Origin of the sequence: Xanthomarina maritima (assembly GCF_008084905.1) — a bacterium.
In the GTDB taxonomy this organism is placed as follows: Bacteria; Bacteroidota; Bacteroidia; order Flavobacteriales; family Flavobacteriaceae; genus Xanthomarina; species Xanthomarina maritima.
In genome coordinates, this window is the sequence record NZ_VSFC01000023.1 from 29968 (window position 1) to 42795 (window position 12828).

At 28.0% G+C, this 12828-nt stretch carries 15 protein-coding genes; 9 read left to right on the top strand and 6 right to left on the bottom strand.

What is annotated here, in order from left to right; translation table 11 throughout:
- Positions 1-115 precede the first annotated feature (115 nt).
- Complete coding sequence (locus FVF61_RS04910) at positions 116-514, top strand: acyl-CoA thioesterase (RefSeq protein ID WP_148453966.1); 399 nt, start codon at positions 116-118, stop codon at positions 512-514.
- Here FVF61_RS04910 and FVF61_RS04915 read toward each other — a convergent pair.
- From FVF61_RS04915 to ribD, 4 genes are read right to left on the bottom strand one after another with little or no spacing between them, the layout of a single operon-like run.
- Positions 511-1128: an IMPACT family protein gene (locus FVF61_RS04915; RefSeq protein WP_148453968.1), complete on the bottom strand. Its 618-nt coding sequence runs from the start codon at positions 1126-1128 to the stop codon at positions 511-513. The two genes, FVF61_RS04910 and FVF61_RS04915, sit on opposite strands and share 4 nt — an antisense overlap.
- The gene (locus FVF61_RS04920) at positions 1128-1991 is read right to left on the bottom strand and encodes a DMT family transporter (protein ID WP_148453970.1); all 864 of its coding nucleotides are present in this window, start codon (positions 1989-1991) and stop codon (positions 1128-1130) included. The genes FVF61_RS04915 and FVF61_RS04920 overlap by 1 nt, the downstream gene beginning before the upstream one ends.
- The gene (locus FVF61_RS04925) at positions 1988-2599 is read right to left on the bottom strand and encodes an HAD family hydrolase (protein WP_148453972.1); all 612 of its coding nucleotides are present in this window, start codon (positions 2597-2599) and stop codon (positions 1988-1990) included. Before FVF61_RS04925 ends, FVF61_RS04920 begins: the two co-directional genes overlap by 4 nt.
- Complete coding sequence (ribD, locus tag FVF61_RS04930; protein ID WP_148453974.1) at positions 2592-3596, bottom strand: bifunctional diaminohydroxyphosphoribosylaminopyrimidine deaminase/5-amino-6-(5-phosphoribosylamino)uracil reductase RibD; 1005 nt, start codon at positions 3594-3596, stop codon at positions 2592-2594. Before ribD ends, FVF61_RS04925 begins: the two co-directional genes overlap by 8 nt.
- 23 nt (positions 3597-3619) lie before the next feature.
- On the opposite strand from ribD, the gene FVF61_RS04935 reads away from it, so the two are divergent.
- The 6 genes from FVF61_RS04935 (at position 3620) to FVF61_RS04960 (ending at position 9595) form a co-directional block, all read left to right on the top strand.
- Complete coding sequence (locus FVF61_RS04935; RefSeq protein ID WP_148453976.1) at positions 3620-4111, top strand: GNAT family N-acetyltransferase; 492 nt, start codon at positions 3620-3622, stop codon at positions 4109-4111.
- Complete coding sequence (gene prmC, locus FVF61_RS04940; protein WP_148453978.1) at positions 4108-5001, top strand: peptide chain release factor N(5)-glutamine methyltransferase; 894 nt, start codon at positions 4108-4110, stop codon at positions 4999-5001. Before FVF61_RS04935 ends, prmC begins: the two co-directional genes overlap by 4 nt.
- A gap of 4 nt (positions 5002-5005) precedes the next feature.
- Complete coding sequence (gene ligA / locus FVF61_RS04945; RefSeq protein ID WP_148453980.1) at positions 5006-7000, top strand: NAD-dependent DNA ligase LigA; 1995 nt, start codon at positions 5006-5008, stop codon at positions 6998-7000.
- Between the two features lie 125 nt (positions 7001-7125).
- Positions 7126-7824 carry a hypothetical protein gene (locus FVF61_RS04950; RefSeq protein ID WP_148453982.1) on the top strand — a complete coding sequence of 233 codons (699 nt, stop codon included), beginning with the start codon at positions 7126-7128 and terminating at the stop codon, positions 7822-7824.
- A 158-nt stretch (positions 7825-7982) separates the two neighbouring features.
- Positions 7983-8705, top strand: coding sequence for a hypothetical protein (locus tag FVF61_RS04955; protein ID WP_148453984.1), 723 nt, complete (start codon positions 7983-7985; stop codon positions 8703-8705).
- Between the two features lie 272 nt (positions 8706-8977).
- Positions 8978-9595 carry a hypothetical protein gene (locus FVF61_RS04960; RefSeq protein WP_148453986.1) on the top strand — a complete coding sequence of 206 codons (618 nt, stop codon included), beginning with the start codon at positions 8978-8980 and terminating at the stop codon, positions 9593-9595.
- Here the strand turns inward: FVF61_RS04960 and FVF61_RS04965 are convergent.
- Together FVF61_RS04965 and FVF61_RS04970 are read right to left on the bottom strand one after the other, a co-directional pair.
- A complete protein-coding gene (locus FVF61_RS04965; protein WP_148453987.1) occupies positions 9582-10499 on the bottom strand; it encodes a bifunctional metallophosphatase/5'-nucleotidase in 918 nt (305 codons plus the stop codon). The two genes, FVF61_RS04960 and FVF61_RS04965, sit on opposite strands and share 14 nt — an antisense overlap.
- A gap of 4 nt (positions 10500-10503) precedes the next feature.
- Entirely contained in the window at positions 10504-11265 is a 762-nt protein-coding gene (locus FVF61_RS04970) for a 5'-nucleotidase C-terminal domain-containing protein (protein ID WP_148453989.1), read from the bottom strand.
- A 71-nt stretch (positions 11266-11336) separates the two neighbouring features.
- Here FVF61_RS04970 and FVF61_RS04975 point away from each other — a divergent pair, with 71 nt between their 5' ends.
- Together FVF61_RS04975 and dapA are read left to right on the top strand one after the other, a co-directional pair.
- On the top strand, positions 11337-11855 hold the full coding sequence (locus FVF61_RS04975) for a DUF6913 domain-containing protein (RefSeq protein ID WP_148453991.1): 519 nt from the start codon (positions 11337-11339) through the stop codon (positions 11853-11855).
- A 3-nt stretch (positions 11856-11858) separates the two neighbouring features.
- Positions 11859-12737, top strand: coding sequence for a 4-hydroxy-tetrahydrodipicolinate synthase (gene dapA, locus FVF61_RS04980; protein WP_148453993.1), 879 nt, complete (start codon positions 11859-11861; stop codon positions 12735-12737).
- The last annotated feature ends 91 nt before the right edge of the window (positions 12738-12828 follow it).

Consider the following 12828-nt stretch of genomic DNA (forward strand, 5'->3'; position numbering starts at 1 on the left):
GACAAATATGTGAACAAAATTCTTAAAAAAAAAATCAAATGCTATTGAATTTAAAGAATTTTTTTTGCATGTTTAAAGCATTGCCTAAACTACAAAAAATAATTCTAAATACGTTATGATTTTCGATGAAATACCAATAAGAGTGAGATATGGTGAAACAGACCAAATGAGAGTTGTTCATCATGGTAATTATGCGTTATACTTAGAAATGGGTAGGACAGAATGGTTACGAAAAATAGGAATTTCATATAAAGAAATGGAAGATGACGGTGTGATGTTGCCTGTAATTTCTATGAGTTTAAATTTCAAAAAGTCAGCTGTTTATGATGAGGTTATTAAAGTGAAAACACAACTAAAAAAAACACCTTCAGTAAGAATAGAATTTGATTACGAAATTACAAATCAAGCTGGAGATATTTTAGTGACAGCAAATACTGTTTTAGCTTTTATTGATATGAAAACTAAAAGACCAATAAAATGTCCAGATTATATTTTTGAAAAATTAGATAATTAATTTTCTAATTCATTTATTTTAACTTCAAAGATGGAATTAAAAGTATTGTAGATGTTTAAACTGTCTTTTAACCTAACAGAAATTATTATATTACAATCTAATTCTAAAGTCTGATCGATTACTTTCAAATTCTTTTCTTTAATTACACGCATTACTTTATTCATGTTTTTGTAATCAAAGCGTATTTCAAATTGCTTGTTAATAGTTCGAGTTACAATCTTAGAAGCTTCTAATGCCATTTGAGCCGATGTTTTATAAGCGTTTATTAATCCACCAACACCAAGTTTTACTCCTCCAAAATATCTTATAACAACAATTAAAATATTGGTAACTTCAAAAGATTGGATTTGCCCATAAATAGGCATTCCAGCACTATTGTTTGGTTCTCCATCATCATTTGCTCTAAATTGTATGTTGTTTTTATCTGTGCCAAGTTGATAGGCATAACACCAATGTCTAGCTGAATGATGTTGTTTTTTTAATTCGTCTAAATGATCTTTTATAGCATCTTCATTTAAAACTGGAATTGCATAGCCAAAAAACTTGCTGTTTTTATCTTTATAAAGTACTTCTTTTGAAGCTTTTGAAATTGTATTAAATGTGTCTTTAATCATTAGGATAAAGTTACTAATAGTATAGAAATGATTGCAAAACTAACACCTATCCAATTTTTAATAGATAATTTTTCTTTAAATAAAATAAGCCCAACTAAAGAAGATAACATAACTATAGCCACATTATTGACTGTAAAAATAGTAGAGCTTTCAATAGAGTCGTTATCTAAAGCTTTTAAAATATAATAAATAGAAACATAATTTACAATGCCTAAAACAGTTCCACCAATAAGACTTTGTGGATTGAATTTGAATTCTTTTTTTAAGGTTTTATATAGAAGAATACACAACCCAATACAAGCTGCAAAACAAAATATAGTTGCTGAAAATATGGGAATACCATTTTCTGAAACATAAGTAGTTTCAAGATATTTTATGGATGTGTCTATAATTCCTGAACCTAAAAATAAGATAAAAGGAAGTAGGATACTGTTCTTTAAATGAATGTTTGAATTTGGCTTAATGGATACAAAATAAACAGCTAAAAGAGCTAATAAAATTCCAATTATTTTTTGAATTCCAGTGCTTTCTCCATACATATATATCCCAAAAAACACAGGAATAATGACACTCATTTTTGTTGCTACAGAAGCCACAGAAATGCCATTTTGTTGAGCAGTAATGGCCATAACATTAAAGATGAATATAAATAGAAAACCCAAAGCAATGGCTCCAAAAAACCATTTTTCTTGAGTTATTTCGGTTATGTCAATAGGTTTGCAATAAGTAACAATTCCGCATAAACAAGCAACAATATAATTAAACACAATAGCTTGAAGCGTATTGACTTTAAATCTGTCAAATAGTTTAAAGATTAAAAAAATAAATGTAGAAGCTAGGATGCTTAATAATAGATATATCAAAAGAGCTCTTCTTTAATAGTGAATAAATCTACAATATCTTGAGTGGTTTCATCAATATTCCAAACATTGATTCCAAGTTTTTTTGCAGCTTCGGTATTTTCAATAGTGTCGTCAATAAATAAACAGTCTTCTGGTTTTAGATTGTTTTCCTTTAAAACGAAGTTATAAATACTTGCTTCTGGTTTTCGTAATTGGATTTCATGAGACAAGTAAAACTTATGAAAGCAGCATTTAAATTCATCATAAAAAGTAACTCTCTCTTTAATCAAATTTATATGAAGCGAATTGGTGTTGCTTAATAAAATAAGCTGATATTTTTTTTCTGATGCTAGTTTTTTTATAAATTCTAAACGATATTCTGGAAAATCTTTTATAATATAATTCCAAGCATAGAGTATTTCATCTACATCTAAATAGGGAAAATTTTCTAAATAAAAATCTAAAAACTCTTCAGTTGAAATCAAGCCTTGTTCGTAAAAAGCGTTAAACGCAATCATTTCTTCAGAAAAAACATCTAATTTAAATATATCAAGAGCATGTTTCATTGCGCCTTTTTTGTCTAAGTTAATAAAGACATCTCCAAAATCGAATATTAGAGTTTTAATCATTCAAGTAAATTTTTAAAGAATCTTCTAACATATTAGACTCTTGAATTAGTTTTCCTTTAAAAAGAGGTGCTTTAATGCCCTTTTTAAATTCTGTATCTCCTGTAAAGACTCTTGCTTCATCCCAAAGATTTTCGTCAATAAATGTTTGAAGCGTTTTAGAGCCTCCTTCTATAATTACAGATTGAATGTCTTTATTATGGAGTAATTTGCAAATTTGGAAAGCCACATTATTAGAGACATCTATCTCTTTTTCTGAAATAACGAATGTTTCAGCTTGATTATTAAAGATGTTATAATCTTTAGAAAGCATTTTCGTTTTATCTAAAACAATTCGTATTGGATTTTTTCCAGTCCAATCTCTAACAGTTAAACTTGGATTGTCTTCCTTGACTGTGTTTGTTCCAACCAATATAGCTTGTTCTTCTGTTCGCCATTTATGGGCTAATTGTCTGGATATTTCATTGGAGATCCAAACAGGTTTTTTTTTAATTTTTATTTCTGGAGCAATAAATCCATCTAGTGTTTCTGCCCATTTTAAAATAATATACGGTCTTTTTTTATTGTGAAAAGTAAAAAAACGGTTATGATGCTTCTTACATTCATCTTCTAAAACACCAACAATAACGTTGCAACCTGAATTTTTAAGTTTCTTGATACCTTCTCCAGACACTTTACTATGTGTGTCTGTGGTTCCAATTATCACTTGAGGAATATGGTGTTTAATAATTAAATCACTGCATGGTGGAGTTTTTCCAAAATGGCTACATGGTTCTAATGTAACATAAAGAGTAGCCTCGTTAAGTAAAGATTTAATTGTAACAGATTCAATTGCATTTACTTCAGCATGATTCCCACCATAAGGACTTGTAAAGCCTTCCCCTATAATTTTGTTATTATGTACAATAACACAGCCAACCATAGGGTTTGGAGCTGTAGTTCCTAGTCCATTTTTGGCGATTTCTATACAACGTTTTATGTATTTTTCATGTATCTTCACAGGCGTAAAAATAAGATAATAAAGTGAGCAATAATAATATTGTAATTAGAGAAATAATATCAGAAGACAATATCCAAATTGCAAAAGTAATTCGTGATGTTTTAATTGAATTTGGCGTGCCCAAAGTTGGTACTGCCTATGCAGATGTTTCATTAGATAAAATGGCTGAAACTTATAATGGAAAAAAGTCAGTTTATTTTGTAATTGATAATGATGGTAAAATAATAGGAGGAGCAGGAATAGCTCCATTAGATAACTATGAAGGCAATGTATGTGAGCTTCAAAAAATGTATTTTTTACCAGAAGCTAGAGGAGTGGGTTTAGGTAAAAGAATGATGGAAACCTGTCTTAAAAGAGCAAAAAATTTTGGTTTTGAAAAATGTTATTTAGAAACCATGCCATATATGGTTGATGCTAAAAAATTGTACGCTAAAGTTGGATTTGAATCTTTAGATAAACCTATGGGAAACACTGGTCATTATTCTTGTAATGTTTGGATGATTAAAGAATTATGAGGTTAAAAGATATTAAGGATATTTTTCATAAAGAGTTAGATTCCATTTTTGGAGCTAATGAAGTGACTAGTTTTTTTAATATTTTAATTTCTCATTATTTAAAATTAAATAGAATAGCCTTAGTTCTAGAACCAGATTTAACAATTTCAAAAGACCAAGAACAACCACTTTTTGAAGCACTGAGTAGATTGAAATTGGAAGAACCTGTTCAATATATTATTGGTGAAACTGAGTTTTTTGGATTGCCATTTAAAGTGAATGAACACACGTTAATTCCAAGACCTGAAACAGAAGAACTCGTTTCTCTCGTTCTTCAAAACGTCAAAAATCAAAATCTAAATTCAAAAACTATATCGATTTTAGACATTGGAACTGGAACAGGTTGTATTGCTGTTTCATTAGCTAAAAATTTACCTAAGGCAAATGTTTTTGCATTAGATGTAAGCGAAGAAGCTTTAAAAGTAGCTAGACAAAATGCTGAACTAAGTAAGGTAGATGTAACTTTTATTGAAGCATCAATTCTAAATATCGAGAATGTCATACAGAGCTTATCTATGCATCTTACAACTTTTCAAAAATTTGACTTCATTGTGTCTAATCCACCTTATGTGAGAAACTTAGAGAAAATAGAAATAAAGAATAATGTTTTAAAGCATGAACCACATTTGGCATTATTTGTTGAGGATCATAATCCATTGTTATTTTATGAAAGGATATCAGATTTTGCTGTTAATAATTTGAAAACGAAGGGTATGCTATTTTTTGAAATTAATCAATATCTTGGCACAGAAACCAAACAACTATTACAAGAAAAAGGTTTTACAAATATAGAGTTAAAAACAGATATTTTTGGAAACAATAGGATGTTACAAGGCTTAAAGAATTTTTAATTAAATGACTATTAAAGAACAAATTTTACAGTTAAGAGACGAACTTAATAAACATAATTACAATTATTATGTGCTTGATAATCCGGTAATTAACGATTTTGAATTTGACACAAAATTAAATATGCTTATTGAATTCGAGCAAGCGCATCCAGAATTTTTTGATGAAAATTCACCTACTCAAAGAGTTGGAGGACAAATCACTAAAAATTTTGAAACCCTTGTTCATGAACATCGTATGTATTCTTTGGATAATTCATATTCAAAAGAAGACTTATTAGATTGGGAAACTAGAATTAAAAAACTAGTTGATGGTGAATTGAAATTTACTTGCGAGCTAAAATACGATGGCGCTTCTATAAGTTTAACTTATGAAAACGGAAGTCTTATGAAAGCAGTTACCAGAGGAGATGGTTTTCGAGGAGACGATGTAACTGCTAATGTAAAAACTATTAAATCTGTTCCGTTACAATTACATGGAGATTATCCAGAGAAATTTGAGATTCGAGGTGAAATTGTTTTGCCCTGGGATGGTTTTAATAAGATGAATGAAGAGCGAATAGAAATTGGAGAAGAGCCTTATCGAAACCCAAGAAACACTGCTTCAGGGAGTTTAAAATTACAAGATAGTAGAGAAGTTGCAAAACGACCATTAGATTGTTTGTTATATAGTATTGTTGGAAATAATTTAGAAATAAAAACACAATTTGATAGTTTAGAAAAAGCACGTTCCTGGGGATTTAAAGTGCCAAAAGCTGCAAAACTTGTAAACTCTATAGATGAGGTTCTAGAATTTATAAATTACTGGGATGAACATAGACACAATTTACCTTATGAAACCGATGGAGTGGTTATTAAAGTGAATAATTTACAACAACAAGAAGAATTAGGTTATACTGCTAAAGCACCACGTTGGGCTATTGCTTATAAGTTTAAAGCTGAACAAGTTTCTACTCGTTTAAATGAAATTACTTATCAAGTAGGCAGAACAGGAGCCATTACTCCAGTAGCCAATCTGGAGCCTGTGGAGTTGGCAGGAACTACTGTAAAAAGAGCCTCTTTACACAATGCAGATCAAATAGAGAAACTGGATATACGTGTTGGAGACGAAGTATTTGTTGAAAAAGGAGGAGAAATAATTCCTAAAATTATTGCAGTCGATTTAAGTAAAAGACCATTAGATTCTAAACCAACTCAATATATAACGCATTGTCCCGAATGTGAAACAGAATTAATTAGAACAGAAGGAGAAGCACAGCATTATTGCCCGAATTATAATGGTTGTAAACCACAGGTTGTTGGTCGGATTCAGCATTTTATATCCAGAAAAGCTATGGATATTGAAGGGTTGGGAGGAGAAACAGTTACTTTGCTTGTAAATGAAGGGTTAATAAATAACTATTCTGATTTATATGAATTAACAAAAGCGCAAGTAATTCCTTTAGAGAGAATGGCTGAGAAAAGTGCTGATAATTTAATTAACGGCATTGAACAATCTAAACAAATTCCATTTGAAAGAGTATTATACGCTCTAGGTATAAGATATGTGGGAGAAACAGTTGCAAAGAAACTAGCAAAACATTATAAAAGTATTGATGCAATTTCAGAAGCATCACAAGAGGAATTAATTAATGTAGATGAAATTGGTGTTAAGATAGCTGAAAGTGTTTTAGAATTTTTTAATTCGGAAACTAATACTAAGATTATAAACAGATTGAGGGATTTTGGTGTTCAGCTAGAAATTTCAGCTGAAAAACTAGCAAAACAAACCAATAAATTAGAAGGCAATATTTTCGTTGTTTCTGGCGTATTCCATGAAGTTTCTAGAGATGAATTAAAGAAATTAATTGAAGATAATGGAGGTAAAGTATCTTCGTCTATATCTAGTAAAACTAGTTATATTGTTGCTGGAGATAAAATGGGTCCAAGTAAAATGGAAAAAGCAGAAAAACTTAATGTCGCTATAATTTCAGAACAAGAGTTTTTAAGCATGATCCATTGACCAATTAATTGTTTATAAATTATCGCTAAACTGTATTTTTTATCGATTAATTTCAACTTTTAGAATATATTTGTAACAAAATGAGCTTATTATAATTAAATTTAAATTTGAGCTCATATTATGTTATGATTCAACTTGTAATTTCAACTTTTATCTTAGAAATTGTTAACTCTAATATTTATGAAGTTTTAGAATTATTAATTGTACCACTTCTAACTATTACTTATTTAATTAGAATTAAAGACAAGTCTTTATTATTCGCATTATTTCTCGTTACCTATTCAGTTTCTGATTTAATTAATATTATTGATCAAGATAGACTTTATGAGATTATATATTTTACATGTAATTGTCTTTATATTTTATCTTATATTTTTTTATTGTTAGAAGTTTTAAAGACTATAAATTTAAAAACCATACTAAAAAGATTTCCAGCACATTTTATTGTTTTGCTATTATTAAACCTATATATCATTTTCGTAATGGCAACTATAATTAATCCTATAGATTTTGAGACTAATCATCTTAGTCTGGTAAGGATTATTGAGCATCTTTATAATTTTGTTTTGCTGTCTTTACTTAGTATGTCCTTTTTAAATTATTTATTACATGAAGACACAAAATCACTTCTAATGTTTTGTGGTTGTTTAGCTATAACTTTTTCAGAGTTATTGCTTATAGGTTATTATTATTTATCAGAACAAATGCTTGCTTTAGGTTTTGTTTCTACATTACTTAATATTTGCGCTTTTATTTTATTCTATTATCAATCTACACTAAAACCTAAAGCTAATAACTCGAATAGCTTAGCAAATAAGGAATAATCTATTTTATGTTTTATTTAAAGTTCAAGATTTTTTAATTATAAGAAGAAAGATTATTATTTAGAATTAATTCAAATAATCATGTTGCATCGTTAAAGTGTATGTTTTTATCGTTTAAATGAAATATTTGTGTATATTTGCTTTCAAATGTAAGCTATATGATTTTATCCAAATCGAATATATTAATAGTTACAATTATCCTACTTTGTTTTTCTTTTGCTCTTTTTGAGTTTCAAGAAGAGTATTTTATATCTAGTATTTCCAAGTCTTTTATTGTGCCTTTGTTTACTTTATTATATTTTATTAATGAAAAAAACAAATCTCCTTTTTTTACTTGGTTTCTGCTTTTATTTTCAATTTCTGAATTAATGGTATTTGCTGAATTTTACATACAAACTGACAGGGCATTTGATTTATATTATATGATTGGTAACTTACTTTATATATTTGCTTATATATTGTTGTTAATTGAAGTTTGTAATAGTCTTAATTTTAAATTGGTATTAAAAAATTATAAAGCACATTTAGTAGTTCTAACCTTATTAAATGTTTATATGGTTTATGTATTAATTACTATTGTGAATCCTTTTATGTTTAATTCATTTATGATTGTAATTGAGTTAACATATAACATAGTCATGTTGTTATTGCTTACTTTTTCATTAATAGCCTATTTTTATAATGATGATAAAAAGTCTTTAGCACTTTTTCTAGGTTCTTTAAGTATCGTGTTTTCTGAGGTTATACAAATTGCTTATTTCTATATAACCGATAAGGAATTATTAAATTTTATTTCAACTATACTTTTTGTGTTAGCTTTCTGCTTTTTCTATTACCATTCAAGAGTTAAAATGGGAGAAGGATTTAAAGCAGTTGTCTAGTAGGTTATTATTTTCGTTTTTTTTCCCCACTTCCTTTCAAATAAATTTTAACATACTTTTCGATGAACGGTAGTTTATTATCGTTGAAATTAATTATATTTGTTTCAACCTACTTATGAATTACTACTGTGAAAGAATGGCTAAAAATTAGTTATAACAGGATATTTTTGTGTATTCTGTGTTTACTTATCTTAATTAATGTTCTTGCTACTATTAGCGAGAGTGGATTATTACTTCAAATTACAAAACCTCTTTTTGTACCTGTGTTTATTATGTACTATTTTATAAAAAACAGATTCTTTAGTTTTGTTTTTGTTTTGTTTTTGGTGTTTTCTTTTGTTGGTGATTTTTCTTCTGTATTTTCATCAAGTAATTTAATTATTAAATTTTCGAGTTTTATATATTTCTTAGGCTATTTAACGCTTATATTTTACACTTTTTCGAAGTTTAAACGCATTAGACTTGATATGGTAATTGGGCTTTATTTACTAATTGTTATTAGCATAAATTCATATTTTATTTATGAATTATTTTCAATCTTAAAATTACAAATTTCAGACCCTATTGAAGTTAATTTGTTTGCAGCAAAAAGTGTGTCTTTAATTGCTTTAACGTTTTTATCGTTTGTTGTATATCTAAATTCAGACACTAAACAATCTATAATATTCTTATTAATGGCTTTATGTTTTGTTTTTTCAGATGTCTTGCATTATATAAGCAATTATTACATCTATAACTGGAGTTTTGTATTGTTAGATCGCGTTTTACATGTGGTTGGTTTATTTTTCTTATTCAATTATATAATTGGTGAAAATAGAATAAGAAAAAGACAAATTGTTGAAGAAAGAATGTCTTCAGAACCTTCCTTAACTCTAACTAGACAATTATAGATTTTCCGTTTGCAGTTTTGTTATTATCAGAATCGAAATAGAAATCTATTCTTCCTAAATTAATACCATAACACCCAACTTGATTTACTAACATATTGTCTCCTAAACTATTTTTAACAACAGTTGGTTTTGGCAAAAAAGTATGTGTGTGTCCACCTATTATTAAATCTATATCTTTAGTACTAGCAGCCAACTTTAAATCACTTGGTCTTTCTGGATAATCTGAATAATGATAACCTAAATGCGACAAGCAAATTACTAAATCGCATTGTTCGTCTTCTTTTAAAATACGACTCATATCTTGAGCTCTTTCTGTAGGATCTAAATAAACAGTTTCTTTGTATAAATCTTTTAATACTAAACCATCTAGCAAAATACCTAAACCAAAAACGCCTATTTTAATACCACTTTTATTAAATATTTTATATGGCTTAACATGCGTATCCATTATGGTATTTGAAAAATCGTAATTAGCAGATAAAAAAGCAAATTCAGCATGTGGAAGTTGTGCATATAGTCCATCAATGCCATTATCGAAATCATGATTTCCTATAGTAGCTGCATCATATTTTAACTTACTCATCAATTTAAATTCAAGTTCACCTCCATAATAGTTAAAATATGGTGTTCCTTGAAAAATATCTCCAGCATCTAAAAGTAACGTGTTAGGGTTTTCATTTCTAATAGCTTGAACTAAACTAGCTCTTCTTGCAACACCACCTTTATTTGGGTTTCTGCCATCATCTGGTCCAAAAGGATCTATATGGCTATGGACATCATTAGTATGTAAAATAGTAATTTTAGCTGTTTTAGATGATAATTTAAAACTTTGCAAGGTTAATCCACCTATAGTAACTAGAGCTGTAGCAGCAGTAGTCTGTTGAATAAAATCTCTTCGTTTCATAAATCTATTTTTTTAATTTTATAAATCTGTCATCTATAACAGGGTTTATAGTGTCAACTTTAGCAAAATAATCTAAAAAGGCACTTCGAATTTTATAGTTTAAAATATATAAACTGTCGTTTGGTTGAAAAAAGGTCATAGAATCTCCTCCACTATATAGATAATCGTTTGTGGCAACATAATATGTTTTTGTTGTATCTATAGGTTTGTTGTTGATGCTTGCTTTTTTAAGATTGAAATCTTCATCAACAACTATTTTTAATTTTGAAATTGGATGAGCTCTTTTATCTTCAAGTAAATAGTCAATTAATTTATTAATACTACTTCCTTTAAGCGCAACAACAACAACACTGTTTTCAAAAGGCATAATCACGTATGCAGTTCTGGTAGTAACATTTCCTTTAGAAATTATAGATCGAATTCCTCCATGGTTAACTATAACCATATCAATATCTTTTCCTGTTCTTTGTTTAAAAACAGGGTTGGATTGTTCGAAAATTACATCAGCAAATAGATTTCCAATGGCAGTATTTAATTCGCCATCACTTTTGGAATAGGTATCAACCGCATAAGCTAAAACACTATCTAATTCTTTATTAACATGTTCTCTATATGGTTTAATAAAAGATTCAATTTCTAAATTTGTTTTCAGGCTATCTGATATAGAAATCTGTTTTCCTTCAATACGCATAAGTTGCTGAGGTTCTTGTTTACAGCTAATTAATAAAACAATAAGAAGAAAGGAAAATATTGACTTATAATTCATGTTGAAACATCTAAGTTTTAATAATTTTTTGTGAGTACTTTTATTACCTTTGTTGAAAGCATAAAGATATAATGATTTTAAAGGGTTTAAAAGAAAAATCTATTAAAAAGAATTTAAATTTAATTTTAAATAGCAGAGAAGTTTATTCTAGCAATAATAAAATTGAAAGTTTGGGAATTATATTAAATGCAGATGAGACAAACGATTTTGAAACATTAAAAACCATTGCAGAAATTTTAAATGTAAGACCAAATAAATTAAAAATTATTGCGTTTACAACATCTAAAAAAGAAGTAACTTATTCGTGGAATGTGTGTTTTAATCCGAAAGATTTTACTTGGAATGGAAAAATTAATAATATAGAATTACAATCTTTTTTAGACAAAGAATTTGATATATTAATTAGTTATTATTCTGAAGATGTCCTTGAGCTTAAGTATTTAACAGCTGCATCTAAGGCTAAATTTAAAGTAGGAATTTTTCAAGAAGATAAACGATTTAACGATTTAATTATTAAAACAGAATTTAAAAATATTCAGGCTTTTAAAACAGAACTTTTAAAATACGTAACAGTATTAAATAAAATTTAAAAAATGAAGAACAAATTAACTGGACTTGGAATTGCTATTGTAACACCTTTTAAAAAAGATTTAAGTGTCGATCATGAAGCATTAACTAAACTTGTAAATTATAATATTGAAAATGGAACAGATTATATAGTAATAAGTGGAACAACAGGAGAAAGTGTTACGGTAACAAAACAAGAAAAAAAAGATATAATTGCCACTATTGTCAAAGCTAATAACAATCGTGTTCCTTTGGTTTTAGGAATAGGAGGTAACAATACTGCAGATGTAATTGAAGAAATTAATGCTACAGAATTTAATCATATTTCTGCTATCTTATCAGTTTCTCCAGCTTATAGTAAACCAACCCAAGATGGTATTTATCAACATTTTAAAGCCATTTCTTTAGCATCACCAGTTTCTATTATTTTATATAATGTTCCTGGCAGAACCTCTTCAAACATGTTACCGGAAACAGTAATTAGATTGGCTTCAGAATTCGAAAATATTGTAGCTATAAAAGAAGCAGCAGGAAATATGTCGCAATACTTTCAATTAATAAAAAACAAGCCTAAAGATTTTTTAATTATTTCTGGAGACGACGATTTAGCATTGCCAGTAACACTAGCTGGTGGAGCTGGAGTAATATCTGTTATTGGACAGGCTTTTCCAGAACAATTTTCTAAAATGATACATTTAGGTTTAGAAGGAAATTCTACAGATGCATTTAAATTGCATTATGCTTTTTTAGACATCATAAGTTTAATTTTTGCTGAAAATAATCCTGCAGGAATTAAAGCAGTATTAGAGCAATTAAATATTACAAACAATAATGTAAGACTTCCATTAGTAGTTGCTTCAAATTCTCTAAAAGATAGGATTACTAAAATCATTAAAAATTTGTAAAAAAGTTAAATTATACTTAATCCTTGTATAATGCACCTTTAAGCAATTATTTTAGCAGAATAAAATATTTTTAAAATCCATATTAATAGCT

Bases quoted from the DNA above. Each gene is read 5' to 3' on its own strand.
- dapA (WP_148453993.1), top strand. From the start codon at position 11,859: ATGAAGAACAAATTAACTGGACTTGGAATTGCTATTGTAACACCTTTT.
- FVF61_RS04915 (WP_148453968.1), bottom strand. From the start codon at position 1,128: ATGATTAAAGACACATTTAATACAATTTCAAAAGCTTCAAAAGAAGTA.
- FVF61_RS04910 (WP_148453966.1), top strand. From the start codon at position 116: ATGATTTTCGATGAAATACCAATAAGAGTGAGATATGGTGAAACAGAC.
- FVF61_RS04925 (WP_148453972.1), bottom strand. From the start codon at position 2,599: ATGATTAAAACTCTAATATTCGATTTTGGAGATGTCTTTATTAACTTA.
- FVF61_RS04970 (WP_148453989.1), bottom strand. From the start codon at position 11,265: ATGAATTATAAGTCAATATTTTCCTTTCTTCTTATTGTTTTATTAATT.
- FVF61_RS04975 (WP_148453991.1), top strand. From the start codon at position 11,337: ATGATTTTAAAGGGTTTAAAAGAAAAATCTATTAAAAAGAATTTAAAT.
- prmC (WP_148453978.1), top strand. From the start codon at position 4,108: ATGAGGTTAAAAGATATTAAGGATATTTTTCATAAAGAGTTAGATTCC.
- FVF61_RS04960 (WP_148453986.1), top strand. From the start codon at position 8,978: ATGTACTATTTTATAAAAAACAGATTCTTTAGTTTTGTTTTTGTTTTG.
- ligA (WP_148453980.1), top strand. From the start codon at position 5,006: ATGACTATTAAAGAACAAATTTTACAGTTAAGAGACGAACTTAATAAA.
- FVF61_RS04950 (WP_148453982.1), top strand. From the start codon at position 7,126: ATGATTCAACTTGTAATTTCAACTTTTATCTTAGAAATTGTTAACTCT.
- FVF61_RS04965 (WP_148453987.1), bottom strand. From the start codon at position 10,499: ATGAAACGAAGAGATTTTATTCAACAGACTACTGCTGCTACAGCTCTA.
- FVF61_RS04955 (WP_148453984.1), top strand. From the start codon at position 7,983: ATGATTTTATCCAAATCGAATATATTAATAGTTACAATTATCCTACTT.